General features: G+C 68.5%; 28 protein-coding genes. 19 read left to right on the forward strand and 9 right to left on the reverse strand.

Going from position 1 to position 24,364, the window contains the following annotated elements; translation table 11 throughout:
- The first annotated feature begins 98 nt into the window (after nucleotides 1-98).
- The 9 genes from JW364_RS13855 (at nucleotide 99) to JW364_RS13895 (ending at nucleotide 6,367) form a co-directional block, all read left to right on the forward strand.
- Complete coding sequence (locus JW364_RS13855; protein WP_058252373.1) at nucleotides 99-332, forward strand: hypothetical protein; 234 nt, start codon at nucleotides 99-101, stop codon at nucleotides 330-332.
- Nucleotides 329-961: a TetR/AcrR family transcriptional regulator gene (locus tag JW364_RS13860; protein ID WP_058252372.1), complete on the forward strand. Its 633-nt coding sequence runs from the start codon at nucleotides 329-331 to the stop codon at nucleotides 959-961. The genes JW364_RS13855 and JW364_RS13860 overlap by 4 nt, the downstream gene beginning before the upstream one ends.
- A gap of 75 nt (nucleotides 962-1,036) precedes the next feature.
- Nucleotides 1,037-1,966: an SDR family oxidoreductase gene (locus JW364_RS13865; RefSeq protein WP_058252371.1), complete on the forward strand. Its 930-nt coding sequence runs from the start codon at nucleotides 1,037-1,039 to the stop codon at nucleotides 1,964-1,966.
- A gap of 11 nt (nucleotides 1,967-1,977) precedes the next feature.
- Nucleotides 1,978-2,574 carry a hypothetical protein gene (locus JW364_RS13870; RefSeq protein WP_058252370.1) on the forward strand — a complete coding sequence of 199 codons (597 nt, stop codon included), beginning with the start codon at nucleotides 1,978-1,980 and terminating at the stop codon, nucleotides 2,572-2,574.
- Nucleotides 2,571-3,110 (forward strand): hypothetical protein, encoded by a 540-nt coding sequence (locus JW364_RS13875; protein WP_058252369.1) that lies wholly within the window; start codon nucleotides 2,571-2,573, stop codon nucleotides 3,108-3,110. The genes JW364_RS13870 and JW364_RS13875 overlap by 4 nt, the downstream gene beginning before the upstream one ends.
- A 28-nt stretch (nucleotides 3,111-3,138) precedes the next feature.
- On the forward strand, nucleotides 3,139-3,777 hold the full coding sequence (locus JW364_RS13880) for a hypothetical protein (RefSeq protein ID WP_058252368.1): 639 nt from the start codon (nucleotides 3,139-3,141) through the stop codon (nucleotides 3,775-3,777).
- On the forward strand, nucleotides 3,774-4,346 hold the full coding sequence (locus JW364_RS13885) for a hypothetical protein (protein ID WP_058252367.1): 573 nt from the start codon (nucleotides 3,774-3,776) through the stop codon (nucleotides 4,344-4,346). Before JW364_RS13880 ends, JW364_RS13885 begins: the two co-directional genes overlap by 4 nt.
- 88 nt (nucleotides 4,347-4,434) lie before the next feature.
- Entirely contained in the window at nucleotides 4,435-5,628 is a 1,194-nt protein-coding gene (locus JW364_RS13890) for an NAD(P)/FAD-dependent oxidoreductase (protein ID WP_058252366.1), read from the forward strand.
- A 7-nt stretch (nucleotides 5,629-5,635) separates the two neighbouring features.
- Entirely contained in the window at nucleotides 5,636-6,367 is a 732-nt protein-coding gene (locus tag JW364_RS13895; RefSeq protein ID WP_205333712.1) for a DNA alkylation repair protein, read from the forward strand.
- 86 nt (nucleotides 6,368-6,453) lie between these two features.
- Here JW364_RS13895 and JW364_RS13900 read toward each other — a convergent pair whose 3' ends face one another.
- From JW364_RS13900 to mftR, 3 genes are all read right to left on the reverse strand, one after another.
- Nucleotides 6,454-6,843, reverse strand: coding sequence for a hypothetical protein (locus tag JW364_RS13900; RefSeq protein ID WP_058252436.1), 390 nt, complete (start codon nucleotides 6,841-6,843; stop codon nucleotides 6,454-6,456).
- A 52-nt stretch (nucleotides 6,844-6,895) separates the two neighbouring features.
- Complete coding sequence (locus JW364_RS13905) at nucleotides 6,896-7,954, reverse strand: ferredoxin--NADP reductase (RefSeq protein WP_058252364.1); 1,059 nt, start codon at nucleotides 7,952-7,954, stop codon at nucleotides 6,896-6,898.
- Nucleotides 7,955-8,085: 131 nt separating this feature from the next.
- Nucleotides 8,086-8,703: a mycofactocin system transcriptional regulator gene (mftR, locus tag JW364_RS13910; protein WP_058252363.1), complete on the reverse strand. Its 618-nt coding sequence runs from the start codon at nucleotides 8,701-8,703 to the stop codon at nucleotides 8,086-8,088.
- 158 nt (nucleotides 8,704-8,861) lie between these two features.
- Between mftR and mftA the strand changes: the two genes are divergently transcribed.
- The 5 genes from mftA (at nucleotide 8,862) to JW364_RS13935 (ending at nucleotide 12,864) form a co-directional block, all read left to right on the forward strand.
- The gene (mftA, locus tag JW364_RS13915) at nucleotides 8,862-8,969 is read left to right on the forward strand and encodes a mycofactocin precursor MftA (RefSeq protein WP_058252362.1); all 108 of its coding nucleotides are present in this window, start codon (nucleotides 8,862-8,864) and stop codon (nucleotides 8,967-8,969) included.
- The gene (mftB, locus tag JW364_RS13920; RefSeq protein ID WP_058252361.1) at nucleotides 8,969-9,319 is read left to right on the forward strand and encodes a mycofactocin biosynthesis chaperone MftB; all 351 of its coding nucleotides are present in this window, start codon (nucleotides 8,969-8,971) and stop codon (nucleotides 9,317-9,319) included. Before mftA ends, mftB begins: the two co-directional genes overlap by 1 nt.
- 73 nt (nucleotides 9,320-9,392) lie before the next feature.
- Nucleotides 9,393-10,688: a mycofactocin radical SAM maturase gene (mftC, locus tag JW364_RS13925; protein WP_058252360.1), complete on the forward strand. Its 1,296-nt coding sequence runs from the start codon at nucleotides 9,393-9,395 to the stop codon at nucleotides 10,686-10,688.
- A gap of 102 nt (nucleotides 10,689-10,790) precedes the next feature.
- Nucleotides 10,791-11,990, forward strand: a complete 1,200-nt coding sequence (gene mftD / locus JW364_RS13930) for a pre-mycofactocin synthase MftD (protein WP_058252359.1) — start codon at nucleotides 10,791-10,793, stop codon at nucleotides 11,988-11,990.
- A 61-nt stretch (nucleotides 11,991-12,051) separates the two neighbouring features.
- Entirely contained in the window at nucleotides 12,052-12,864 is an 813-nt protein-coding gene (locus tag JW364_RS13935; RefSeq protein WP_058252358.1) for a mycofactocin-coupled SDR family oxidoreductase, read from the forward strand.
- Between the two features lie 240 nt (nucleotides 12,865-13,104).
- Here JW364_RS13935 and JW364_RS13940 read toward each other — a convergent pair whose 3' ends face one another.
- Entirely contained in the window at nucleotides 13,105-14,217 is a 1,113-nt protein-coding gene (locus tag JW364_RS13940) for a CaiB/BaiF CoA-transferase family protein (RefSeq protein ID WP_058252357.1), read from the reverse strand.
- A 180-nt stretch (nucleotides 14,218-14,397) separates the two neighbouring features.
- On the opposite strand from JW364_RS13940, the gene mftE reads away from it, so the two are divergent.
- The 5 genes from mftE to JW364_RS13965 are packed head-to-tail and all read left to right on the forward strand — an operon-like array spanning nucleotide 14,398 to nucleotide 19,102.
- Nucleotides 14,398-15,108 carry a mycofactocin biosynthesis peptidyl-dipeptidase MftE gene (gene mftE, locus JW364_RS13945; protein WP_205333713.1) on the forward strand — a complete coding sequence of 237 codons (711 nt, stop codon included), beginning with the start codon at nucleotides 14,398-14,400 and terminating at the stop codon, nucleotides 15,106-15,108.
- Entirely contained in the window at nucleotides 15,105-16,634 is a 1,530-nt protein-coding gene (mftF, locus tag JW364_RS13950; protein WP_058252355.1) for a mycofactocin biosynthesis glycosyltransferase MftF, read from the forward strand. Before mftE ends, mftF begins: the two co-directional genes overlap by 4 nt.
- Nucleotides 16,631-17,971 (forward strand): mycofactocin system GMC family oxidoreductase MftG, encoded by a 1,341-nt coding sequence (gene mftG / locus JW364_RS13955; RefSeq protein WP_205333714.1) that lies wholly within the window; start codon nucleotides 16,631-16,633, stop codon nucleotides 17,969-17,971. The genes mftF and mftG overlap by 4 nt, the downstream gene beginning before the upstream one ends.
- 56 nt (nucleotides 17,972-18,027) lie before the next feature.
- Nucleotides 18,028-18,459 carry a PPOX class F420-dependent oxidoreductase gene (locus tag JW364_RS13960; RefSeq protein ID WP_065629651.1) on the forward strand — a complete coding sequence of 144 codons (432 nt, stop codon included), beginning with the start codon at nucleotides 18,028-18,030 and terminating at the stop codon, nucleotides 18,457-18,459.
- On the forward strand, nucleotides 18,446-19,102 hold the full coding sequence (locus JW364_RS13965) for a hypothetical protein (protein WP_175401079.1): 657 nt from the start codon (nucleotides 18,446-18,448) through the stop codon (nucleotides 19,100-19,102). The genes JW364_RS13960 and JW364_RS13965 overlap by 14 nt, the downstream gene beginning before the upstream one ends.
- Here JW364_RS13965 and JW364_RS13970 read toward each other — a convergent pair.
- The 5 genes from JW364_RS13970 to JW364_RS13990 are packed head-to-tail and all read right to left on the reverse strand — an operon-like array spanning nucleotide 19,061 to nucleotide 24,252.
- The gene (locus JW364_RS13970) at nucleotides 19,061-19,876 is read right to left on the reverse strand and encodes a MerR family transcriptional regulator (RefSeq protein WP_240199099.1); all 816 of its coding nucleotides are present in this window, start codon (nucleotides 19,874-19,876) and stop codon (nucleotides 19,061-19,063) included. The two genes, JW364_RS13965 and JW364_RS13970, sit on opposite strands and share 42 nt — an antisense overlap.
- 4 nt (nucleotides 19,877-19,880) lie before the next feature.
- A complete protein-coding gene (locus tag JW364_RS13975; protein ID WP_205333715.1) occupies nucleotides 19,881-21,374 on the reverse strand; it encodes an NAD(P)/FAD-dependent oxidoreductase in 1,494 nt (497 codons plus the stop codon).
- Nucleotides 21,375-21,384: 10 nt separating this feature from the next.
- A complete protein-coding gene (locus JW364_RS13980) occupies nucleotides 21,385-22,344 on the reverse strand; it encodes a reductase (protein WP_065629650.1) in 960 nt (319 codons plus the stop codon).
- A gap of 43 nt (nucleotides 22,345-22,387) precedes the next feature.
- The gene (locus tag JW364_RS13985; protein WP_205333716.1) at nucleotides 22,388-23,248 is read right to left on the reverse strand and encodes an SDR family NAD(P)-dependent oxidoreductase; all 861 of its coding nucleotides are present in this window, start codon (nucleotides 23,246-23,248) and stop codon (nucleotides 22,388-22,390) included.
- Entirely contained in the window at nucleotides 23,245-24,252 is a 1,008-nt protein-coding gene (locus JW364_RS13990) for an alpha/beta hydrolase (RefSeq protein ID WP_065629648.1), read from the reverse strand. The genes JW364_RS13985 and JW364_RS13990 overlap by 4 nt, the downstream gene beginning before the upstream one ends.
- Between the last annotated feature and the right edge of the window lie 112 nt (nucleotides 24,253-24,364).

The raw sequence follows: 24,364 nt of genomic DNA on the forward strand, positions 1-24,364 counted from the left end.
ACGCATTTTCCGATCTGTCTCAACGTGGTCTATCATGCGATGTGGGTCACATGCCGACCGTCCGTACCCGGGGCGGCCGTTGCGGGAGGGAGACAATCATGGCCTCGGTTCTGGCGACAGTGCCGGCAGCAGCCGATTCGGTCGGCGTCCCGTCTCCCGGCCGCAACGGAACCCCGTTGCACGTCGGCCGGGGTCGCGGTGTCCGCGGACGCCGGACCGCCGGGCTGTATTTTGACCAGATGGAGATCACGGAGATCAGACATCGCCGGCTGCACGAAAACCACTGGTCGGCACCCGAGGACTCGCAGCCCGCCACCCGTCGGCGGCGATGACCGTGGCAGGCACCGGAACCAAGGCCGACAGCAGGAATCGGACCTCGACGCGTAAGGTCCGCAACACCGCCAGCCCGGCCGACCAGGAAGCCGCGATCCTCGCGGCCGCCGGGGCGGAGTTCGCCGAGGTCGGTGTCCGCCGCGCGAACATCGACGAGGTCGCCGCGCGGGCTGGAGTGAGCCGCAGCACCTTGTACCGGCGCTTCCCGAACAAGGATGCGCTGCTCTACGCGGTGGCCAACGACGCCTACGAGACGGGCATGCAGAAGCTCGAGGCCTCGGTGAAGGGGCTCGGACCCAAGGCCGCACTGGTGGAGGCGTTCGCTGTCGGCGCCGAGTGGGTCAACTCCGATCCGCTGCTGAGCCGGATCGTCCTCACCGACTCCGAGATCAAGAGCGTCACGTCGACGATGACGTCGTTGTTCATCGACATGGTCACCGACCGGGTCGCGGCCACACTCCGCGACGAGGGTGCGCAGATGCCCGTCGAGGATCTGCTGGAAGCCGTCGAGATCCATGTGCGACTGGTGATCTCACTGCTGGAGACGCCGCCGTCGGACCCTGCTCGCAACGAACCCCAGCGCGTTCGGGATTTCGCCGCCAAGTTCCTCGCACCGATGATCTGGTGAAACCCCACCGGAGATGACGGGCCACGCCGGCCCCGTTCCTCTCGTCTGAAGTCCGCATCCACCGAAGGAGATCCAATGAGTCTGCGTGACAAGCTGTCCCGCACACCCGACCACGACGCGATCCGCGCCGCGCTACGGGACAAGGTCGTGGTCATCACCGGCGGCGCGCGTGGCATCGGATTCGAGACCGCGACCCAGCTGTCCGAGGCGGGGGCCAGGGTCGCGATCGGTGATGTGGATTCCGAGGCGGTGGGCAAGGCCGCCGCCGACCTCGGTTGCGAGGGCATCGAGGTGGACGTGACCAAACGCGAGTCCTTCGATGCGTTCCTGACCGAGGTCGAAAACCGGCTCGGACCGATCGACGTGCTCGTGAACAACGCCGGGATCATGCCGGTCGGACCGTTCCTCTCCTACGACGACACGATCATCCGCCGGACCTACGAGATCGACGTCCTGGGCGTGATCATCGGATGCCAGGAGGCGGCCCGTCGGATGGCGCCCCGCCGGACCGGCCACATCGTGAACATCGCATCGACGGCCGGGCGCATACCCACCCCCGGCCTCACCATCTACAACGGCGCCAAGGCAGCCGTCATCGAGTTCTCCGAGGCGCTGGGCGCCGAGCTGGAGCCGCAGGGCGTCGCCGTCAGCGCGGTACTCCCCACGTTCACGCGAACCGCCCTGATCTCCGGCCTGCAGACCAACAAGTTCATCCAGACCGTCGAGCCCGGCGAGGTGGCGTCGATCGTCGTGCAGACGATCGCGCGGCCGGTGGTCCGCGTCTACGCGCCCCGGTCGATGCGGTGGGCGGAGTCGGGCGCGCTGTTCCCACAGGCGATGAAGCGGTGGTCGCGCCGGTTGACCAAGCTGGACTCGATCTTCCTGAGCCCCGACCAGCAGGCGCGCGCGGCATACTCCAGCCGGATCCGCGGTGAGAAGGTCGAGACCCGGGCGCCGGGCGACAGTCTGACGCAGCCCCAGGAGAGCACGCCCCTGTCGTCGTGAAGAGGGACGGCATGGGTGCTCGGTCGGGGGCGCAGGAGGTGTCCGCCGACCGGGCCGCGAGGCGCGAGCTGCGCGAGGCACTGGACGATCTGCACACCCTCGAGTTCGAGGCCGGACTCCGTCGGCGCCTGTCGCGGCTCCGGTGGGTCGTCGCGGTCGTGGTCCTCGTCGTCGCGCTCGTGCTCGCGGGGGTGGCGGTGACCGCGTGGCAGCGAGACCGTGAGCGGTACTCCGATGCCGAACTCCAGTCCGCGGCGGCCGACCGGGTTGCGGTGCTCATCGCCCCGGACAGCCGAGACGATCGGCGCGCCCAGCGCATCCTGGCCGGCGCCACCGGCACCTTCTACGACGAGTTCGCCCAATCCGCCGACAGCTACACCGAATTCATCCGGGCCAACGGCACCGTCGCGCAGTCCTCCGTCGACGGCACGGGGATCTCCGTCCGGACCGGCGACACCGCCACGGTCCTCGTCGCGGCCACCGTCGTCTTCACCGGTGGGGCGGCGGCGGCCGAGACCGGCGACCAGGCGCGCAGATTCCGGTTGCGGGTGCTCATCACACCGGCCGACGACACGCTGAAACTGAGTGCGGTGCAGTACCTTCCATGACGCCACCGACTCACACCCCGGGCGTCGAGCCGGTCCCGGGACGCGGAACTACCCGGCCGATCGGGGTGCGAGGTGCCACCATCCGCCTCGCGATCGCGGCGGTTGTCCTGGTCGCGACGCTCGTCGTGGTGCTCACCCTGTGGAATTCGCACCGCACGGGCTCCGACGTCACGGAGAGCCGAGACCAGTTGCGAGCACAGGCGGGAACGATCGTCGCGGACGTCTTCTCGGTCGATGCGGACCGCTGGCAGCAGGACCGGACGCGGGCGCGGGAGCGGGTCGCCGACGAGTTCACCGACAGCTACGGGGCCCAGCTCGATCGGCCCCCGCCCGAGGGGACGTCGTCGGTGACCTGGCGCCCCGAGGTCGTCAGCATCGTCGCGGTCGACGCCGCGGAGGGGGAGGCGCTGCTGCGTGTCGTGGTGACAGTACGTCCGGCCGCGGGGCCGGCGACGACCGTTCAACGCACGGTCCTGGCCCGCTACGCGCGGTCGGACGACACATGGCTCCTCGCGGCGGCGGATGTGATCGGATGACCGTCCATCGGAATCTGCGGGTGCGACGATGACCGAGACCATCACCACGCGAATCGAACTCGCCCGCGCCCGGGTCGACGCGGCGACCCGACGGGCGCGCACCGCCCGGATCGTCGCCGCGCCGGCGCTCCGGGCGCGTGCGGCACGCCGGACACAGACGGTGCGCCGGACTCTCGTCGGAGCAGCGATCGCGGTGGTCGTCCTCGTTGGCGTCGCCGGCTTTCTTGCCTGGCAGATCCGCGGCCAGCAGGCGGCGACCGAGTTGCAGGACGACGTGCTCGCATCCGCCCGCGGCGCCGTCACCGTCATGCTGACCGCCGACCCGGCCGACCCCGAAGGCTACGTGACACGCGTGGCGGAGGTGAGCACCGGACCGCAGCTGAAACGGATCGACGCCGCCCGGGAGGCACTGATGACAGAGGTGGGCGGGAAACGGGGTTCGAGTGTCGGGCAAGTGATCTCGGCCGGGCTCGTCACCGATCCGTCGTCCGACGACATCGGTGGAAGCGTGGACGTGCTCGTCGTCGCCGACGCGACGAACCCGGCGCTCCTGGGCGGGTCGGGGGACGGTTCGGAGATCGACACCACCGGGGAGCGGATCACGGCGCTGATCACCATGACGCGCACCGACGGCGGCTGGAAGATCGCCGAGGCGAGGCGTCCATGACCACCGCTCACGACCGGGTCCTGCTACCGGCACGGCCGACCCGAACCCAACGCATCCGCATGCGGCTTCTCATCGCCGCATCGGCGGTATCCCTGGTGGTCGCGGCGATCGCGGGCGCCGCGACCCTGCGCCCCGATCCCGACCCGACCGAGGCGCAACGCAGCGAGATCCTCAGCGCGGCTGCGGCTGCCGTGAGTGCGCTTCTGACCTACTCGCCCGACGACCCCGCCGACCGGCGGCAGGCGACCGACGCGTTGCTGACCGACCCGCTACGCCTGGAGTACCGGAACCGCGGTACCGACGTCGTGGTTCCCGGCGTCCGTGCATCAGCGTTGTCGGTGACCGGCGAGGTCGTCGGTGCCGGACTGCAGGAGGGCGACTCGGAACGCGCCCGGGTGCTCGTCTTCGCCGACCAGCGGGTGACAGCCGGGTCCGGTTCACCGGCACCGGGTGCCGCGAGTCGTCCACCGGCCGAGACGACCTCTATCGCCCGGTGGGCACTTATGCGTAAGGTCGACGGGAATTGGCTGCTGTCCGACCTGCAACCGGTCGGCGACGTGACCCGTTGAGACACGAGATGCCCGGCCCCGGGCGGTCCGCGTGACCGCCGGCGCAGACGGGTGCTCGCGGGGTGGGATGACGAAAAGGGGACCAGAGATGAGTGCATCGAGCGCGGGTGTGGTGATCGTCGGAGCCGGACTCGGCGGAATCCGGGTCGCGGAGAACCTGCGGAACAACGGCTTCACCGATCCGATCACCCTCGTCGGAGCCGAAGCGCATCCACCGTACGACCGTCCGCCGCTGTCGAAGTCGGTGCTGCTGGGCAAGGACGACCGCGTCGATCTCAAACCCGCGGAGTTCTACGAGGACTCCGACATCACGCTGCGACTCGGTGAAGCGGTGACCGCGGTGTCACCGACGGACCGGACGATCACACTGGCCTCCGGCGCCACCGTCGCCTACGACACTCTCGTACTGGCGACCGGGCTCGATCCGCGGCCGTTTCCCGGTCTCGCAGAGAACGTCCGTGGCGCGCACGTGCTCCGCACCTACGACGACGCGGTGGCGCTGCGTCGCGAGATCGATTCCGCGAGCACCGCAGTCGTCATCGGCGCCGGCTTCATCGGATGCGAGGTGGCGGCCGGCCTCGCGGCCCGCGGACTGGCGGTCAGCCTCGTCGAACCGGCTCCGACGCCGCTCGCCGTGGCGCTGGGGGAGCGGATCGGCGCCCTGGTGTCGCGGTTGCACGTGGCCAACGGCATCGATCTGCGGACCGGGGTCGGGGTCGCGAAGATCGACGTGTCCGACGGGCGGGTCAGCGCGGTCGAACTCACCGACGGCACCACCCTGCCCGCCGACATCGTCGTCGTCGGTATCGGTTCGACCCCGGTGACCGGGTACCTGGACGGGTCGGGTATCGAGTTCGCCGCACGCGAGGTGGGGGGCGGAATCGCCTGTGATGCAACCGGACACACCAGCGCTGAGAGCGTCTACGCCCTCGGTGACGTGGCGAACTGGCTCGACGAGGACGGGCGGCCGAAACGCGTCGAGCACTGGAACCACACGGTCGAGCAGGCCTCGGTCGTCGCGCACCAGATCACCGGTGGCGACGCGGTCACCGCGTCGGTCGCCTATTTCTGGAGCGACCAGTTCGACGTCAAGATCCAGGTACTCGGCTCCCCGCGCGCCGATGACGAGGTCCACGTCGTCGACGACGACGGGAAGAAGTTCGTTGCCTACTACAGCCGGGACGGCGTGCTCACCGGGGTGGTGGGCGCCGGCAAGGTGGGTGCCGTGATGAAGACCCGGCCGAAGCTGCAGACCCCCACTCCCGTGGCGGATCTGCTGTAGTGACGCAGTGACGGATACGCCCACCGCTACGCGGGTGCGCGACGCCGCGGCCGAGGTGGCCGACCCGCAGCTCGCGCTCGGCCAGGCTGCGTTCTTCCAGGCCCGACCGGGGGGATACGGGGAGGGTGACGAATTCCTCGGAATCCGTGTACCGGTACAACGGAAGCTCGCGAAGGGGTTCCGCGGCATCGCGTCGGATCAGGTCGTCGACTTGCTCGACTCACCGATCCACGAGCATCGCCTGATCGCATTGTTCCTCCTGCGTGAGGAGTTCGAACGCGAGCTACGCCGCGGCGGCGACGGCAAGGGTTGGGTCGACCTCTACCTCGACGCCGTGCGCCGCGGCCGGGTGAACAACTGGGATCTCGTCGACTCGTCCGCCGATCCCGTCCTCGGCGAATACTGCTGGCGCAGCGGCGAACTCGATCTCGTCCTGCAACACGCGCGGGACGACGATCTGTGGCGGCGCCGGGTGGGGGTGATCGCGACCTTCGCCTTCATCAAGCACGGCGACCCGGCGGCACTGCTCGCGGTGGCGCCGCTCGTCCGCGACGACCGACGGGGTCTCATCCAGAAGGCATTCGGCTGGATGCTGCGGGAGGTCGGCAAACGAGTCGACGAGAGCGTCCTGCTCGGCTACCTGGACGACAACGCTGCCCGGATGGGCCGCACCGCACTGTCATACGCGCTCGAACACCGGACCCCGGAGGAGCGTGCCCACTACCGCGCCCTCCGTTGACCGGCTCCGTGCTCTCGAATCCGATGGCGCCGCTGCGCTTTCTGCTCCCTGAGGTGTGAGGAGCGTTAGCGACGAGCCTCGAAGGGTCAGCCCTCGCGTGCGACCTTCGCAGCGGCCCAGATCATCGGGAACTGGAACGGCAACCGGGCCAGCGCGACGATCTTGTAGGGCAGCGGCCGGTCCCACCACAGCCGGACCATGTTGATGTTGGCGGGGTAGACGGCGAGGAACAGCAGCACCGACGCCGCGCCGGCGGCGCGTCGGGTCTTCGGAGCGAGAAGTGCCGCGCCCAAACCGATCTCGGCAACACCGGAAGCGTAGGTCAGCGTGCGGGGGTCGCCGGGGATCTCCTCCGGGATGATCTCGTCGAACGGTTTGGGTGCCACGAAGTGGAGCACTCCGATGCTGATGAGCATCGCGGCGAGGCCACGGGCGAGCTGGACGGGGTCGAGCCGGGAACCGCGGATGGTGCTCACGTCGTCGTTCTCCTTCGATGGACCGGTGACTGCACGAACTCGAACCACTCTCTCAGAATTCGACCTTCAGCGTGTCCGATGTCGGATGCGCCTGACAGCCGAGGATGTACCCGTCCTCGATGTCCTCGGGGTCGAGCGCGCCGGCGTTGTCCATGTCGACGCTGCCCTCGGTGAGAGTGCAGGCGCACGAACCGCACTCACCCTCCTGGCAGGAATACGGGGCATCGAGTCCGGCGGCGAGCATGATGTCGACGAGAGTTCGTGAGCGAGGCCAGGTCAGGGTGTGGGTCTCACCGTCGAGCTCCACCTCGACGGTGGCGGCACCCGCCTGCTCCTCCTCACTCACCTCGCCGAGTTCGACGTCGGCGAACGGGTCGCCGGACAGCGAGTTGTAGACCTCGGTGTGGACGTTGTGGTGCGGGAAGTTCGCGTCCGACAGACCCTTGTGGACGGCATCCATGAACGGGCCCGGTCCGCACATGTAGGCGACGTGCGACGTCGCGTAGGGCGCGAAAGCCGTTGCCAGAGCGGCCGCACTCGGCAGACCCTGGAGTGATTCGAGCCAGTGGACGAGGGTGAGCCGATTTGGGTGGGCGGCCAGGAGTTCTCGGAGTTCGGCGGCGAAGATCACGTCGGCGACGTCCCGGTTGGCATAGAAGAAGACGATCGGTGCGTCGCCCTTCTCGAGGGCCGCCTTGAGGATCGACATCACCGGCGTGACACCGCTGCCGGCCGCGATGAGCAGCAATGGGGTGTCATAGGACTTCGGGGTGAACACGCCCGATGGCGGCAGCACCTCGACCTGGGTGCCGGGGGAGAGGTTGTCGCACACCCAGTTGGATCCGTAGCCGTCGGCGGTGCGCTTCACGGTCACCTTGGGCTGCGGGTCGGTGAACGGCGACGACGCGAGGGAGTAGCAGCGCGCGACCGAACCAGTCTGCTCGCTCGGAATCCGTAGCGTGAGGAACTGCCCCGGTTTGTAATCGGTGAACGGCTTCGGCGAGGCCTCGGGTAGTTCGAAGGCGATGGACTTGGCCTCGGCCGTCTCGTCGATCACCTCGGACACCGTGAGGATCACGCTGCGTGAACCGTGAGGGGTCAGGTCAGACATGTGCGCAGTCTCCGCCGTCGAGGACCGGCACCCCGGCCCAAATTAGAACACGTTCTACTTCAGCCTAGCGCAACGACCGGTGTTCCCACGAGGGGCTTGCGGTCGATCACTTGCGGCCGTTGCCAGCGTAGTCACGCCAGGGCGGCCACGCCGTCGGCCACGGTGCGCGCGCCGGACTCGATGAGCGTCTCCAGGTCGGCATCGGGGTCGTCGAGCCATTTCTCGTACGCGGCGAGGGCGGCACCGAGGCACAGCCAGCCGATGGTCTGCGGCAGGTGATCGCGGACATCGACGCCCAGCCGGGTCGCGCAGAACTCGGCGATGACCTGACGCCAGTCGGCATAGACGATCATCGAATGTGCCTGCAGCGCAGGCACCCCGAGGAGGAGGGACATACGTCGGCGATGGTTGTCGAGTTCCTCGGCGGGCACCCGGTTGAACGAGACGAGGGCGTCGACGAGGGCCTGCGCCATCGGCGTCTCGGGCGGGATGCCGGCGAGGAGAGTGCGTAGTTCGAGGAGATGGTCGTCGAACTCGCCCCAGGGGATCTCGTTCTTCGACGAGTAATACCGGAACAGTGTGCGCCGGGCTATCCCGGCCGCCTCGGCGATGTCGTCGACGCTGGTGTCCTCGAAGCCCTGGGTGGTGAAGAGGCGGATCGCGAGTGCGCTGATCTGCGCACGCGACGTGATGGGGCGCCGGCCCGGCGGGGTACGTGCGGGCTCGTCACCGCGCATCTTCGTGGTCATCGGGACCTCAGCCTATGGGACCGGTGTCGTCCGGATCGACAGAACCGTCCACCTGGCCATTCGGGCAGTTCGCTCGCGAACGCTGGATTTCTGCACCGAGTGCCACTAGAGTCTGTCGTGATCCACATCACTAACCCACCAACCAGGAGGTATGGATCATGGCAGATCAGTCCGCTGCGACCAGTCACAGCTCGAACGACACCGAACTCCTCGCCGAGTCACTCGTCGAAGAGGTCTCGATCGACGGGATGTGCGGGGTCTACTGATGTCAGCCCCGACATCGAATCCGATCTCCGGCGACCGTTCCGCGGTCGCCGGGGTCCGGTTCGACACCCCAGCCGAGGCGCCCGGTTTCGACACGCTCGAGCCGTGGCGGCTCAATCCGAAGGTCGCTCTGCGGCCGGAACCGTTCGGCGCGCTGCTGTACCACTTCGGTACGCGCAAGCTGTCGTTCCTCAAGAACCTCACCGTCGTCGGCATCGTGCAATCACTCGCCGACCACGACTCGGCGGAGGCCGCCCTCCTCGCCGCCGGGATCTCGCCCGCCCAACGTCCCCTGTACCTGCAGGCGCTCACCGCCCTCGCCGACAGCGGCATGATCGTGCCCCGCTCCTGAGCGATCAGGCCCGACGTCCCGGCCCGGACGTCCCAGTCCCGAACCGACAGCCCCGAATGCAAGGACCTCAACGATGACGACCATCGAGATGCCGCCCACAGCAACCGAATTCGCGAGTGCACTCCGGGCGCCCGCACCGACCGCCGGCGAGGTGCCGAAGGTCGGCCGGCTCGTCGACCAGTTCGAGAAGGGTCTCGACGCGCCCATCTGCCTCACCTGGGAACTGACCTATGCGTGCAACCTCGCGTGCGTGCACTGCCTGTCGTCGTCGGGCAAACGCGATCCCCGCGAGCTGTCCACCGAACAGTGCAAGGCGATCATCGACGAGTTGCAGCGGATGCAGGTCTTCTACGTCAACATCGGCGGCGGCGAACCGACCGTTCGCCCGGACTTCTGGGAGCTCGTCGACTACGCCACCAGCCATCAGGTGGGGGTGAAGTTCTCCACCAACGGCCTGCGCATCGACAAGAAGGTGGCCGCGAGACTCGCGGCGTCGGATTATGTCGACGTCCAGATCTCGCTGGACGGGGCGACCGCGGAGGTCAACGACGCGGTCCGCGGTCCGGGTTCGTTCGACATGGCCGTCCGTGCGCTGGAGAACCTGGCAGAGGCGGGTTTCGCCGACGCCAAGATCAGCGTCGTCATGACGCGACAGAACGTCGCGCAACTCGACGAGTTCAAGGCGCTCGCCGACCGCTACAACGCCACGCTGCGCATCACCCGGTTGCGTCCCTCCGGCCGGGGCGCCGACGTGTGGGATGACCTGCATCCGTTGCCGCACCAGCAGCGCGAACTCTACGACTGGCTTGTCGCACACGGTGATCGAGTGCTGACGGGTGACTCGTTCTTCCATCTGTCGGCGTTCGGTTCCGATTCCGGCGGCGGCCTCCCCGGCCTCAATCTGTGTGGTGCGGGACGCGTGGTCTGCCTCATCGACCCGGTCGGTGACGTGTACGCGTGCCCGTTCGCGATCCACGAGAACTTCCTCGCCGGGAACATCCTGTCCGACGGCGGTTTCCAGGAGATCTGGCAGCGGTCGGACCTGTTCACCGAATTGCGCGAACCGCAGAACGCCGGCGCCTGCACGAAGTGTGCGCATTTCGACGCCTGCCGCGGCGGGTGCATGGCCGCGAAGTTCTTCACCGGCCTCCCGCTCGCCGGCCCGGACCCGGAGTGCGTGCAGGGTTACGGTGAGGAACTCCTCGCCGGCGACCGCACGAAACCGACCGCCAACAAGGACCATTCACGCGGCACGCCGCTGACCCTGATGACCCGGCGGCCCGACGGCGACCTGACCCCGGTGGCCTCGCGTCCCACCAAGTCCTGTGACGAGAACCCGCTCGCCGGGTTCACCCCCGCCGCGCGGTAGATCGCCCGCGGTACACCACGGGGCGCGCCGTCGTCGGAACCGGCGCCCCGTCTCCATGAGAGCCAACCGGTCTCCATGGATGGATCAATGAGTAGGAAGAACATGTCTGCCAACCCCTGGGCCCGAAATCCCTGGTTCGAGACCGTCACCGAGGCGCAGCGCCGGGCCAAGAAGCGGCTGCCCAAATCGGTGTACTCGTCGCTGGTCGCCGGTACGCAGGCCGGTGTCACCGTCGACGACAACGTCCGCGCGTTCTCCGAACTGGGCTGGGCGCCGCACGTCGTCGGTGTGCAGTCCGACCGCGAGATGACGACAACGGTGATGGGGCAAGAGATCTCGTTCCCGGTGATGATCTCGCCGACCGGCGTGCAGGCCGTCGACCCGGAGGGTGAAGTCGCCGTCGCCCGCGCCGCCGCGGCCCGCGGAACGGCGATGGGGCTGTCGAGCTTCGCCTCGCACGCGGTCGAGGAGGTCACCGCGGTCAATGACAAGGTGTTCTTCCAGATCTACTGGCTGGGCAGCCGCGAGGAGATCCTCGCGCGAGCCGAGCGCGCGAAGGCGGCCGGCGCGAAGGGGCTGATCGTCACGACCGACTGGGTCTTCAACGTCGGACGCGACTGGGGCAGCCCCGAGATCCCCGAGAAGGTCGACCTCAAGGCGCTTCTCCGTCTGGGGCCGGAGATCGCGGTCAAGCCGAGGTACGCACTCGATTGGGTCAAGGGCGGGAAGATCAACATCCCCGACCTGACCGCGCCGAACCTCACACCGCAGGGGGTGCCCGGGCCGACGTTCTTCGGGGCCTACGGGTCCTGGATGAACACGCCGCCGCCCACCTGGGAGGACCTGAAGTGGTTGCGCGAGCAGTGGGATGGCCCCTTCATGGTCAAGGGCATCACCCGTCTCGACGACGCGAAGCGGGCAGTGGACATCGGCGCGACGGCACTGTCGGTGTCCAACCACGGGGGCAACAATCTCGACGGCACGCCGGCGACGATCCGCCTCCTTCCCGACATCGCGGCCGCGGTGGGCAACGACATCGAGGTCCTGCTCGACGGTGGTATCCGACGCGGCAGCGATGTGGCCAAAGCGCTGGCGCTCGGGGCCCGCGCGGTCATGATCGGCCGTGCCTACCTCTGGGGTCTAGCCGCCAACGGCCAGGCCGGTGTCGAGAACGTGCTGGACCTCATGCGCATGGGACTCGACGGCGTGCTGATGGGTCTCGGCCACAAGAGCGTGCACGAGCTCTCGGCCGCCGACCTCGTCGTACCCGACGGCTTCACCCGCGCGTTCGGGCACGCCTGAACCGTTCGTCGGGCCCCGGCGAACACTGGGGAGCAGAACTAGAACGTGTTACAGTTCTGCCATGGGACAGTTCGACGGCAAGGTCGTCTACATCACCGGCATCGCCCGAGGTCAAGGTCGCAATCATGCGATCCGGTTCGCCCGTGAGGGGGCCGCGATCGTCGGCCTCGACATCGCGGGTCCGATCATCGACCACGCGACCTACCCCGCGGCCACGGCCGACGACCTCGCCGAGACGATTCGTCTCGTCGAGGGCGTCGGCGGCAAGATCCTTGCACGGCAGGGAGATACGCGCGATCTTGCTTTCCAGCAGCAGCTCGTGGCCGACGCCGTCGAGCAGTTCGGTCGGCTCGACCACGTCGTCGCCAACGCCGGGGTGCTGACCTGGGGCAAGGTCTGGGAGCTCAGCGAAGAGCAGTTCACCGACGTCGTCGACATCAACCTCGTCGGCGCGTGGAAGACGCTGAAGGCCACCATTCCGGCGATGCTCGAGGCGGGCAACGGGGGCTCGATCACCGTCATCAGTTCCGTCGCGGGGCTGAAGGCGATGCCGCTGCAGGCGTCGTACTCGGCGTCGAAGTACGGACTCGTCGGACTGACCCAGACGACCGCGAAAGAGCTCGGTCACCATCGCATCCGGGTGAACAGCGTGCACCCGTACGCGGTCGACACCCCGATGGGTGTGGCTGACACCGAGGCCCACCGGATCTTCGGAATCCCCTGGGTCAACCCGCATTTCACGTCGATCCTCGACTACCATCCGGTCGCCGCGCTCGACGAGATCTCCGACGCCGTCCTCTACCTCGCGTCCGACAGTGCCAAGGGGATCACCGCGGCCGAGTTCCAGATCGACATGGGGCATTCGAAGGTCTGACGCCGCGCGGCCGCGGAAGAACCCTTGCGTTCGAGGGCGAGTGGCCGATTCATCTGCTCCCTGAGGTGCGAGCGAAGCGAGCCACGAAGGGCGACGTGAGTTGTCGCCCTTCGTGGCTCGTCGACCTCGACGCGCTCCTTCGTCGCTTGCTCGGCCCGGCGGCTTTCGCTCCTGGAACCTCGGGGAGCAATGGGCGGGTCGCCACCGCTTCTCCCGCACGGAGAAGCGGTGGCGGGACCCTCAGTCGGCCCAGAGCGTCGACGGATCGGTCGCCTCGGTGGTCGGGCCCGTGGGGGTCTCCGGCTTGGTGCGCGAGAAGCGCGGTGCCACCTGGGCCTGGGTCACGCCGTCGATGTCGACGAGGTTGGCGCGGGCGGCCATGTGGGCGTCGGCAGGTGCCTCGGCGAAGGTGAGGACCGGCGAGGTGCAGGCGTCGGTGCCCTCGAAGACCGCGGCCCATTCGTCGCGGGTGCGCGACTTGAAGGTCTCGGTGAAGATCTCCTTCAGCTTCCCCCACTGGGCGATGTCGTTCTGGTCCGGCAGGTCGGCGTCGGTGAGTTCGAGGCCCTTGAGCAGCTCGGCGTAGAACTGCGGTTCGATCGCGCCGACCGCCATGTACTTGCCGTCCGAGGTCTCGTAGACCTCGTAGTACGGAGCGCCGGTGTCGAGCATGTTCACACCCCGGGTGTCGCTCCACAGTCCGGTGCCGCGGAACGCCCACATCATCTGTCCGAGAACGGAAGCGCCGTCGACCATGGCCGCGTCGACGACCTGCCCCCGGCCGGACACCCCGCGCTCGAGCAGTGCCGCGAGCACACCGACGACGAGGAACATCGAACCGCCGCCGAAGTCACCGGCCAGGTTGAGCGGGGGCACGGGACGATCGTCCTTGCGTCCGATGGCGTGCAGCATGCCCGTGAGCGAGATGTAGTTGATGTCGTGGCCGGCGAGGTTGGCACGGGGTCCGTCCTGTCCCCAGCCGGTCATGCGCCCGTAGACGAGGCCGGGATTGACCTTCTCGAGGTCGTCGGGTCCGAGTCCGAGCCGTTCCATCACGCCGGGACGGAAACCCTCGAGGATCACATCGGCCTTGGCGACGAGGCCGAGAATGGTCTCCCGGTCGTTGTCGTCCTTGAGGTTGGCCTCGACGACGCGTCGGCCGCGGAGCAGAGCATCGGCATTGCGGCCGGGCTTGGGCAGCGACCCCGGGCGCTGAACGCGCACGACGTCGGCGCCGAGATCGGCCAGCAGCATGGCGGCATGCGGACCGGGGCCGATACCGGCGAACTCGATGACCCGGATCGAACTCAGAGGGCCGGGCTTGCCGCTGTCGTGTGGTGTGGCACTGCTCATGGGTGTCGTCCTCCCGATCGTTGTTCGCGCACTGTGTCAGGTGTCACTGGATGCTCTCAGCATTCCACAACCGATCGAACGCTCGTCAGAGTGGTGGTTCGCGACATCTGGACGCGTTTTTCGCTCCGTTTTTCGGGCGAGACCGACACACTCGCAGGCACCATCGCTAGCATTGGTCGAATGACGGTGCCATCGGCGTTGGGGCAGTGCAACTGGCCAGACCTCGATGGGCAGGTGATCACCCTGCTGGTGCCCCTCGGTTCGGTCGAGCAGCACGGGCCCCACCTCCCGCTCGACACCGACACGCGTATCGCGTCGGCGATCGCCGAGCGCGTCTGCGGGCGATCGAAGGCCTCCGGACTCCTGTGCGCACCGGATCTGAACTACGGCGCCAGCGGCGAACACGAGGGCTTCGCCGGGACCATCTCGATCGGACACGAGGCGTTGCGCGGCCTCCTCGTCGAGTACGGCCGCAGTGCGTGCCGATGGGCGGCGCGCGTGGTGTTCGTCAACGGACATGGCGGGAACACCCGGACGCTGATCGAGGCGGTGACCCGACTCCGCTACGAGGGCCGGGACGTCGCCTGGTTCCCGTGCGCTTTCGACGGCGCCGACGCCCACGCGGGATTCACCGAAACATCTGTGCTGCTGCATGTTTCGCCGTCCGTCGTGGATCCCGACCGTGCCGTGGCGGGCAACCGGGAGCCGGTGGGGGCGCTGATGGGGGCGATGCGGTCGGGCGGTGTCGCCGCCGTGAGTCCCAACGGTGTCCTCGGCGACCCGGAGGGCGCGAGCGCCGAGACGGGGGCGGGTCTGGTCGACGGGGTGACCGACCGCCTGTGGGCCGCCCTGGAGTCGTGGCAGATCGACGATCTGGGGCGCCTGGGATGACGGCCCTCGACGACTCGGCCCCACGACGCTGGGCCGGGAACCAGGACGCGGACGACGCCTCCGCCCGGGACGACTCGGAGTCCGTCGAACCCGGAGCGCACTCGGACGCCGACGCGCCTCCGGGGCCGCGCACCGATCTGCCCGACGGCTTCCAGGTGCAGATCGACCTGCGCTGTGCCAAGGCGGGCGACTTCCGGTATCTGGTCGGCGGTTCGCCGACGCGGCTGCTGCGCATGTCCGACACCGCACTCGGGATGACCTCCGAGGACGGTCGGATCGAGGTGTGCGACAACGTGACCCGACGACTGGCGCGCGCACTGCTGGACGCGGGGATCGCCAATCCCCGGCCCATGTTCGGGCCGCAGCCGCAGGACGTGACCGTGGTCGTCCCGGTCCGGGACAACCAGGTTGGCATCGATCGCCTGCTCGATGCCCTCGACGGGCTGACGGTCATCGTCGTGGACGACGGCTCCGCGACCCCGATCGTGGCGGACCGGCCCACGGCGCGGGTCCTGCGCTTCGACGACAACCGTGGTCCGTCCGCGGCGCGCAACGCGGGGGCGGAGGCCGCGACGACCGACTTCGTCGCATTCCTCGACTCCGACGTCGTGCCCGACCCGGATTGGCTCACCATCCTGCTGACGCACTTCTCCGACCCCACGGTCGGGCTCGTCGCGCCGCGCATCGTCGGATTGCAGTCCGACGCGGCGGTGGCCTCATCGCTGGCCGAGCGGTACGAGAACGGGTGGTCCTCCCTGGACATGGGACCCGAGGAGTCCGCGGTGGCGCCCTCGACCCGGACCCCGTATGTGCCCAGCGCCGCGATGGTGGTGCGGCGCAGCGCTTTCTGCGGTTTCGACGAGTCGCTGCGGGTGGCCGAGGACGTCGACGCGTGCTGGCGGATGCACGCGGAGGGGTGGCGGATCCGTTACGACCCGGTGGCTCGTGTGGCCCATGAGCACCGCGCCGACCTGCGCTCGGTGCTCTCGCGTCGCTGTTTCTACGGCACCGGCGCCGCGCACCTGGCCTCCCGGCACGGTGACCGGGCGGCGCCGATGAAGATGTCGGTTCCGATGGCCGCCGCGGTGGTCGCGTTGCTGTCGCGGACGCGGTTCGGTGCCGCCCTGGCGATGATCATCCTCACCCATCTGGCGGTTCGGATGCGGCGCCGACTGGGCGACCTGCCGTCGGCCCCGCTGGTGTCGGCGCAGATGACCGGACGAGCGGCCGCGTTCGGACTGCTACAGGCGGCGGACGCCATCTGCCGTCACTACTGGCCGGTGGCGGTGTTGCTCGCCCTCGTATCCAAGCGTTTCCGCACCCTCGCCGTGCAGGTGGCGATCGTCGAGGGGGTGGTGTCCTGGGTCCGGGATCTGCTCGCCGATCCGACCAGTCCGCCCACGCTCGGTCCGCTGCGCTACATCCTCATGCACCGGCTCGACGACCTGGCCTACGGTGCGGGCCTGTGGCAGGGGGTCATCACCCATCGAGACCCGGAAGCGTTGCGCCCGGTCATCTCTCGATGACGACGACCTACCGGTCGCTCACCGCCGACGTCGTCATCGTCGGCGGCGGCAGCGCCGGATGCGTGCTCGCCGAGCGGCTCTCGCGGAACCCCGACCGTGCGGTCGTGCTGCTCGAACGCGGGCCGGAAGGCCTGCCGACCCCGGCGGACCTCCAGCTGTCTAGGCTACCGATCGACGACGCCGCCCCGCATGCGGTCCGCCACGACACGAACCTCGGGGTGTCGGCGGCCCGCGGGTCGGCTCTCGGCGGTTCGTCGGCGGTGAACGGCGGGTACTTCCTCAGGTGGCATCGCGACGACTTCGGAACGTGGCCGGCCGGGTGGGGGCTTGACGCCATCGCCGATGCGTACGACGAACTGGACGCGCCCGGCGGCACCATGGGTGTCGAACCCGTCGCCGACAACGAACTCGGCGACGCCGGAACCGCTTTCGAGCGCTACTGGACGGCGCGGGTACCGGTCCGTCCGCTCGCGCTGCGGTGGCCGGTGGTCGGGCTCAACCGGGTGCCGATCAATCGGAGCGGGCTCGCGCGCCGCTCGGCGGCCGACGCGTACCTCGTCCCGGCGCTGTCGCGACCCAACCTCCGGGTCGTGACCGGTTGCACGGTGGACCGTGTGGCGTCGGCCGGGGGTACGACGGTGACGGGCGTGCACGCGGGCTCGCTCACGGTCGGCGCGGGCGAGGTGATCCTCGCCGCGGGCACCCTCGGCACCGCGGGGATCCTGTTGCGTTCGGAGTTGCCCGCACTCGACATCGGGGGTCGTACGGATGCCCGTTCGCTGGGTGCCGGGGAGCATCGAGGCCTGGCGGTGTCGTACGCCAGGCGGACACCGGCGGGGCGGGGCATGGTGTTGCCGACCGTGGTGCACACCGACAGCGGTCTCGAAATACGTTGTTATCGAGATGATTTCGCCTCGTACATTCGTGGTCTGCGCGCGTGGGGTCCAATCGTCGAGGTGACCGCGATGAGGCATTCGGCGGTACGGATCGTCGCCGACGGCGCCGCAGTACGGATTGAGTTCGACGAACCCGACCCGGCTACCGCCATCGCGTTGCGGACGGCGGCCGCGGGAGTCGCGGAGATGCTGCGGGCGCCCGAGTTCGCCGACGTCGTCGTCCCGGGGAGTGTGCGGATCGCCGATCGGGCGGGGTTCTCCCAGCACGCGTGGGGGACGATGCCGATGGGCGTCCGGACCGATTGGCTCGGCGGGGTGTACGGGGTTCGCGGACTCCGGATCGTCGACGGGTCCATTCTGCCCACCAGCGGGCGCAGTGGCCCGCACGCGACGATCATGATGATGGCGTGCCGGATCGGTGATGTACTCGCGCAACGGTGAGGCGCTCGGGTCCGAACACCTCGCGGTTGCGGCCGGGTCTCTCTAGGGTGAGAGGCATGTCTGAGCCCACGCTGTCCGATCCGGCCATCCGCGACTTCCTCACCAGCGGCACGAAGACCGGGCACCTCGGATACACCGCCGCCGACGGTCGACCGCTCGTCGTCCCGGTGTGGTTCGTCCTCGACGGCGACCGGATCGCGTTCAACACCGGGGCCACGACTGCCAAAGGCCGTGCGCTGTTGCGTGATCCACGTGTCGTGATGGCGGTCGACCTGCCCGAACCGCCGTTCGGGTTCGTGCAGGTGCAAGGCATCGCGCGGGTCACCGACGACCTCGACGAGGTGCGTCGCATCGCGACGATGTGCGGGGCGCGATACATGGGTGCCGAGCGGGCCGAGGAGTTCGGAGCCCGCAACGGGGTCACCGGCGAGCTGGGGATCTGGATCGAGCCGAGCAAGGTCATCGCGAGCCTTGATGTCACTGCATGACCGCACACATGCGTTCCTGACGCCGACGCTGCCCAAGCAGTGCTGGGGGTTCATGATCGGGTCGGCGCTGTTCGCGCTGGGGTCGGCCCCCGGGCTGGCACATGTGATGGGCGCCGGGTTCGCCAACAGCTGCTACTTCGTCGGCGCCTGGTTCTTCACCGCCGCCGGATTCATCCAGCTGATCCGCAGCGGTACCGTGGCCGAACTGCGGTCGTCGGCGCCCGGTTCGGTCATCCGTGCCGAATGGCTCACAGCAGCCACGCAATCGGTGGGTACGATCCTGTTCAACGTGTCGACCACGGGAGCTCTGGTCGCGCATACGATCTGGGGGGACCGGCACCTGGTCTGGACCCCGGACGCGGGCGGGTCCATCGCCTTCCTCATCAGTGGCGCGGTCGCCTTCGCCGGCTACACCCGCGCCACCGGACGCCGGTGGGATGTCCGCGATCGCGACTGGTGGTCGGTGCTGATCAACTGGATCGGGTGTGTCGCATTCGGGGTGTCGGCCGTCGGAGCGTTCGTGACCAAGGGTGGCGTCACCGCCGACGCGGTGGCCGCGACGGCCGGTACGTTCGTGGGAGCGGTCTGCTTCTTCCTCGCCTCATCGGTCGTTCTGCCGAAGCGGCACAACGGGTCCGGCTGAGGGCTCGACGGATTCCCGGCCGGGCTGCGGCGCGTCGGCGTCCGCACGCTCGTCGACGGCGCTCTGGTGGGCCGAGAGTTCCCGGTCCAGCGCCGTGTCGAGGGCGCGGTCGAGTGCGGCGTGGGCGTTCTCGGTTCCGACGCGGCGCATCATCCCCAGGAGGTTCACCGCCCAGGCGACGTCGTCGTCGTTCTCCGGCAGCCAGCCCGGGCCCTTGCGTCGGTCCACCTCGTCATGCGCGGCAGCCAGCAGGATCTCGGCGGCCTCGTTGATCTTTGCGGTGAACCGTTCGTGGACATCTGCCAGCGCGGTGATCTGCACGCCCCGTCGCACGAGCTTCGCCAGGTTTCCGATGATGCGCGGGTCGATGGCCTCGTACACCCCATCGCGCGGGGTCTCGGAGATCACACCGGCTCGCACGAGAGCCGCGACCTGGGCATCGTCCAGCGGACCGAATCTCTCGTCGAGCTCGTCGCGGGTGATCTCCGGGCGTGACGTGCTCGACCAGTGCTCGTCGAGGATCTCGTTGAGCTCCAACGCATCCCCGATGCGGGCGCCGGGGTTCGTCATGAAGGTGGCGATGTGCTTGAGGGTGAACCCGCTCCCGAGCAGTTTGTTGATGGCCCGGAGGTTACGCAGGTGCTTCTCGGTGTAGATCGCGACGCGTCCGCGCCGCAGCGGCTGGGGGAGCAGCCCGCGTTCCTGATAGCCGCGGATGTTCCGGGTCGTGGTTCCGGACACGCGCGCCAGGTCGTCGATCCGGTACTCGGTCATCCCCTCACTGTAACGCTGCGGTGGCCGGAGTCCGAGCGTCCTGGTGAACGAGGATCCGGTAGTCGCGCAGTTCGACGCGGCGCAGCTGATTGACGTACTGGGTCGCGAAGCCGGGGTACATCGTCGCGTTGAACCCGTCGTCGGTGAGGTACCAGCTCTGGCATCCGGAGTTCCAGGTGGTCGAGGTCAGTCGACGCTGGATGTCCTGGTTGTATCGCTCCTGCGCCTCGGCGCGCACGTCGAGAGCCTTCCAGTCGTTCTCGAGCAGCTGGGTGACCGCTTCGGTGATGTAGTCGATCTGGGCCTCCATGTAGACCAGCGCGGAGCTGTGGCCCGGGCCGGAGTTGGGTCCGAACGTGAAGAACAGATTGGGATAGCCGGACACGGCGACGCTGCGGTACGCGAACGCGCCCCGGCCCCACTCGGACGCGAGGTCGCGGCCGTCGAGGCCGGTGATCGGGATCGGCGTCCCGGTCTTGGACACGTCGAATCCGGTCGCGAACACGATGCAATCGAACTGGTGCTCAACACCTTCGACGGTGCGGATGCCGCGTTCGGCGATGCGGGCGATCGGCCAGGTCACCAGTGTGCAGTTCGGTCGCTGGAGCGCGGGGTAGTAGTCACTGGTCATGAGCAGTCGTTTGCATCCCGCGGCGAAGTCGGGGGTGAGCTGTCGGCGCAGCCACGGGTCGTCGACCTGCGACCGCAGGTGCATTTTGCTGGCCGCCTCGACGACGCGGGTCAGGGGAGTGTTCCAGACGACGCCCAGCGCCACCGTCTCGTGACCCCAGAACCAGAGTGAACGCGCCAGTCGCTGGGTGCCGGGCACCGCCCGATAGAGCCGCTCGGTCGTCGCACGGGTCCGCACGTTCGCGCGGGGCAGGACCCAGCCGGGCGTGCGCTGGAAGACCTTCACCGACGCGGCGGTCTCGACCAGCTCCGGCACGATCTGGACCGCGCTCGCCCCGGTGCCCACGACAGCGACCTTCTTGCCGGTGAAGTCGTAGTCGTGATCCCAACGTGCGCTGTGGATCTTGTGCCCCTCGTAGTCCTCGATGCCGGGGATGTCGGGGAAGGAGGCGTTCGCGAGCGGACCCGAGGCCAGGACGACGGCGCGCGCCCGTACCGGTTCGTGCCCTTCGTCGAAGGTGATGGTCCACAGACCGTCGTCGGCGTTGTACTCCATCCCGGTCACCGTGTGGCCGAACCGGATGTGCGGTCCGATCCCGGAGTCGTCGACCATCGACCGGATGTAGTCGAGGATCTCGGCACTGCGCGAGTAGGTGTGCGACCAGTCCGGGTTGGGCGCGAAGCTGTAGGAGTACAGGCGCGACGGGATGTCGCACGCGGCACCCGGATAGGTGTTGTCGCGCCACGTGCCGCCGACCCGGTCGTCGCGTTCGAAGATCGCGAGGTCGTCGATTCCGCGCTCCCGGAGACGGATCGCCGCACCGATGCCGGCGAATCCGGCGCCGATGATGGCCACCGAGGTGTGCATCACCACCCCCTCAGGCCGTCGGCTCGTAGGTGAGTTCCTGCGACCACGTGGGTGTTCGGTGAATGAGGCCGAACGGGATGCGATCGGTGAGCTTCACCATCGAGTCGGCGAACAGGTGGTAGGGCACGTTGCCTCGATTGATCACCGCCGCACCGTGGTACGCGACCACCTGGAACATGGGCAGGCGCCGCACGTACTCACTTCGATCTCCCACCGCCCGGTAGCGCTTCATCGCGCTGTACAACCGTTCCTCGTCGACCCCCATAGCGACGATGTTGTCGCGCATCTTGTTCAGGAGCGGAACATAACTGAGAGCCCCGATCAGGAAGGTCGGCTTGACCCACCCGCCGACGAAATCGATCGTCCGTTTTCGCAACCCCGCATGTCCGAGGATTTCCATCACCTCGAAGTCGACTGCGAGGTGCCGCGATTCATCGGAGTTGATCCGTCTGAACACCTCCTGGGCCACCGGGTCCTTGACCTCGTCGGTGATGAACTTGATCAGCGCGCCGTCGAGCGCGACCTCGAGCATCGGGATCACGGTTCCCAGAAAGGACAGGGACATGTCGTCGGAGTGTCGGTCGAGCCAGTTGATCACCAGCTGCACGTTGACATTCGGTGACGGGATCTCGTCGCCTGTTGCGTTCGGCCCGCTCGCTCCGCTCCCGGCGCCGCCGAGCATGCCCCACCTGCGCATCAGTGCCAGTTCGGCATTGGCATGCTTCTGTTCCTCGGCGTGGAAATGTTCGTAGATGCTCTTCAGCGTCGGGGTCGGCGCCTTCTTGGCCATGGCCGCGAAGCCCCGTGCGCCGACGTTCTCGATCCACATCAGGTCACTCATGAAAGGTTTGAGCTTGGCGTGGAGGTCGGGGTCGATGAGCTCGGCGCCCGGTGCGTCCCAATCGATGTCGATCAGGGCCCATTGACGGTCCTTGATCTTCTGCAGCATGTTGTCGAGGTCGATGGCCATGAGAGTGGTCCTTTCGAGTGGTCGGTGGGCTGAGGTCGCCGGGTCAGGACGACGGCAGGAGGCGGTTGAGGAGTCCGAGTCCGCGGACGTAGGACGCCGGGAAGTGTCGTTTGAGATGCCAGATCACGCGCGCGTCCAGTTGCGGCAGGACGTAGAGACGTCCCAGATCGTGGGCGTCGAGTGTCGATGCGGCCACGCCGGCCGGGGACACCCCGGTCCAGCGCATCAGCGTCCCGGCGAGATCCTGTGCGTCCGAGGTGATCCGACCGTCGTGAGCCACGTTGGTCTTGACGAACGTGGGGCACAGAACCGTGACACCGACGCCGGCGGAGGCCAGCTCGGCGGCGAGTGTCTCGCTCAGCGAGACCACGCCGGCCTTCGACACGTTGTAGGGCGCCATCACCGGCGCCGCGCCGAAACCCGCGGCCGACGCGACGTTGATGATCCCGCCGCGGCCCGCTTCGCGCAGCATCGGTGCGAAGAGTTCGCACCCGTGCACCACACCCCAGAGGTTGATCCCGAGCGTCCAGTCCCAGTCGTCGAACCCGATGTCGCCGACCGGGCGGCCCCCGATGCCGACTCCGGCGTTGTTGACGACGAGGGTCGGTGGACCGTCGAAGGTGTCGCGGGTGAACGCCGCGGGCGAGGCCATCGCGGCCCGGTCGGCGACATCGCAGGTGAACGCATGGGCCACCCGCCCGGTCCGGGAGGTGACCAGCGACGCGGTCTCGTCGGCGCGTGTCTCGTCGATGTCGGCGCAGATCACCTCGCCGCCGCGCCGGCCGAGTTCGAGCGCGAACGCACGGCCGATCCCGCTCCCGGCACCGGTGACGAGCGCGCGAGCGTTCTGCGACACCGGATTCCGGAGGAACCGACGCCGTATTCCGTCGACCGCGGTGATCATGACGCGTCCGCCTCGGTGAGTGAGGCCGGGGCCGTCGCCGGAGACGGCCGGTCCGCCGCCCGGTCGCCCAGGAACTCGGCCACCCGGCGCAGTGCGGCGTCGGCTTCTGGGCCGAGCCGGGGGAGGGCCTGGAAGACGTGCATCAGGCCCGGCCAGATCTCCAGCCGGCTGTCACCGCCGTGCGCGCTGAGTTGCTCGTGCAGGTGGCGGGCGTCGGCGCTGAGCATCTCGGCGCCGCCCGCCTGGATGAGGAACGGTGGAAGATCCCGTGCCGCCGCGAAATCCAGCGCGAGACGCGGGTCGTCGGCGGCAACGTCGCGGGTGTAGAGCGCCACCAGGCGGGCGGCAGCCGCAGCCGTGATCGCCGGGTCGCGCCGGATGCGTTCCTGGGTGCGCGCCAGCTCGAAGGTGAGGTCGATGAGCGGGGAGAACAGGACGACCGCGGCGGGTTGGGCGGCGCCGCCGTCCGCGCGCCGGAGGGTCAGATCGCAGGCCAGATGACCGCCGGCGGAGTCGCCGGCGACCACGATGTCGGCAGGAAGGAAGCCCTGGCGGAGCAGCCAGTCGAAGCCGTCGGCGACGTCCTCGGCGGCGGTGGGGAATCGGTGCTCGGGCGCCAGACGGTAGTCGACGACGAACACCGGTATCCCGGTCGCGAAAGAGAGCCGCGCGGCCAGCGACCGATGTGTGCGAGCCGAGCAGATGCTGTACGCGCTGCCGTGGACGTAGTAGATCGCGCGGCGCCCCCGTCGGACATCCGGTCCGAGAACCCACTCGCCGCGAATGCCGTTCTCGCGGACCGGATACACGGTTGTTCCGGATGGCGTACGTCCGAGCGTGCGCATGATCGCGGCGATGAGACCGCGCGAGAGTCGGATGCCCAGCGGATTCAGTGGAATCGCGCCGGTGAACGTGCCGAGCCCCCACCTCGTCGCATGGGCGGTCACGGTGGCCCGTGCCGACGCGCGGGTCGGCAGCGGGGTCGGAGTCGTGCTGGTGTGCATCAACTCACACCATCAGCAACCGTGCCATTTGTCAATGGCACAATGGATGCGTCAGGGGTGGGCGGTGGGTTCGGGAGCCGCACACACAGCAGACCGGGCCGCGCGAGATGCT

The sequence above is a fragment of the Gordonia sp. BP-119 genome, assembly GCF_016924115.1.
Classification (GTDB): Bacteria; Actinomycetota; Actinomycetes; order Mycobacteriales; family Mycobacteriaceae; genus Gordonia; species Gordonia hongkongensis.

What these genes read in the sequence shown, in the direction of transcription:
- JW364_RS13880 (WP_058252368.1), top strand. Translation starts at nt 3,139, where the DNA reads ATGACCGAGACCATCACCACGCGAATCGAACTCGCCCGCGCCCGGGTC.
- JW364_RS13985 (WP_205333716.1), bottom strand. Translation starts at nt 23,248, where the DNA reads ATGATCACCGCGGTCGACGGAATACGGCGTCGGTTCCTCCGGAATCCG.
- JW364_RS13975 (WP_205333715.1), bottom strand. Translation starts at nt 21,374, where the DNA reads ATGCACACCTCGGTGGCCATCATCGGCGCCGGATTCGCCGGCATCGGT.
- mftC (WP_058252360.1), top strand. Translation starts at nt 9,393, where the DNA reads ATGACGACCATCGAGATGCCGCCCACAGCAACCGAATTCGCGAGTGCA.
- mftB (WP_058252361.1), top strand. Translation starts at nt 8,969, where the DNA reads ATGTCAGCCCCGACATCGAATCCGATCTCCGGCGACCGTTCCGCGGTC.
- JW364_RS13960 (WP_065629651.1), top strand. Translation starts at nt 18,028, where the DNA reads ATGTCTGAGCCCACGCTGTCCGATCCGGCCATCCGCGACTTCCTCACC.
- mftA (WP_058252362.1), top strand. Translation starts at nt 8,862, where the DNA reads ATGGCAGATCAGTCCGCTGCGACCAGTCACAGCTCGAACGACACCGAA.
- JW364_RS13860 (WP_058252372.1), top strand. Translation starts at nt 329, where the DNA reads ATGACCGTGGCAGGCACCGGAACCAAGGCCGACAGCAGGAATCGGACC.
- JW364_RS13865 (WP_058252371.1), top strand. Translation starts at nt 1,037, where the DNA reads ATGAGTCTGCGTGACAAGCTGTCCCGCACACCCGACCACGACGCGATC.
- JW364_RS13940 (WP_058252357.1), bottom strand. Translation starts at nt 14,217, where the DNA reads ATGAGCAGTGCCACACCACACGACAGCGGCAAGCCCGGCCCTCTGAGT.
- mftE (WP_205333713.1), top strand. Translation starts at nt 14,398, where the DNA reads ATGACGGTGCCATCGGCGTTGGGGCAGTGCAACTGGCCAGACCTCGAT.
- JW364_RS13875 (WP_058252369.1), top strand. Translation starts at nt 2,571, where the DNA reads ATGACGCCACCGACTCACACCCCGGGCGTCGAGCCGGTCCCGGGACGC.
- JW364_RS13990 (WP_065629648.1), bottom strand. Translation starts at nt 24,252, where the DNA reads ATGCACACCAGCACGACTCCGACCCCGCTGCCGACCCGCGCGTCGGCA.
- JW364_RS13890 (WP_058252366.1), top strand. Translation starts at nt 4,435, where the DNA reads ATGAGTGCATCGAGCGCGGGTGTGGTGATCGTCGGAGCCGGACTCGGC.
- JW364_RS13970 (WP_240199099.1), bottom strand. Translation starts at nt 19,876, where the DNA reads ATGACCGAGTACCGGATCGACGACCTGGCGCGCGTGTCCGGAACCACG.
- mftD (WP_058252359.1), top strand. Translation starts at nt 10,791, where the DNA reads ATGTCTGCCAACCCCTGGGCCCGAAATCCCTGGTTCGAGACCGTCACC.
- JW364_RS13965 (WP_175401079.1), top strand. Translation starts at nt 18,446, where the DNA reads ATGTCACTGCATGACCGCACACATGCGTTCCTGACGCCGACGCTGCCC.
- JW364_RS13905 (WP_058252364.1), bottom strand. Translation starts at nt 7,954, where the DNA reads ATGTCTGACCTGACCCCTCACGGTTCACGCAGCGTGATCCTCACGGTG.
- mftF (WP_058252355.1), top strand. Translation starts at nt 15,105, where the DNA reads ATGACGGCCCTCGACGACTCGGCCCCACGACGCTGGGCCGGGAACCAG.
- JW364_RS13980 (WP_065629650.1), bottom strand. Translation starts at nt 22,344, where the DNA reads ATGGCCATCGACCTCGACAACATGCTGCAGAAGATCAAGGACCGTCAA.
- mftR (WP_058252363.1), bottom strand. Translation starts at nt 8,703, where the DNA reads ATGACCACGAAGATGCGCGGTGACGAGCCCGCACGTACCCCGCCGGGC.
- JW364_RS13870 (WP_058252370.1), top strand. Translation starts at nt 1,978, where the DNA reads ATGGGTGCTCGGTCGGGGGCGCAGGAGGTGTCCGCCGACCGGGCCGCG.
- mftG (WP_205333714.1), top strand. Translation starts at nt 16,631, where the DNA reads ATGACGACGACCTACCGGTCGCTCACCGCCGACGTCGTCATCGTCGGC.
- JW364_RS13935 (WP_058252358.1), top strand. Translation starts at nt 12,052, where the DNA reads ATGGGACAGTTCGACGGCAAGGTCGTCTACATCACCGGCATCGCCCGA.
- JW364_RS13855 (WP_058252373.1), top strand. Translation starts at nt 99, where the DNA reads ATGGCCTCGGTTCTGGCGACAGTGCCGGCAGCAGCCGATTCGGTCGGC.
- JW364_RS13885 (WP_058252367.1), top strand. Translation starts at nt 3,774, where the DNA reads ATGACCACCGCTCACGACCGGGTCCTGCTACCGGCACGGCCGACCCGA.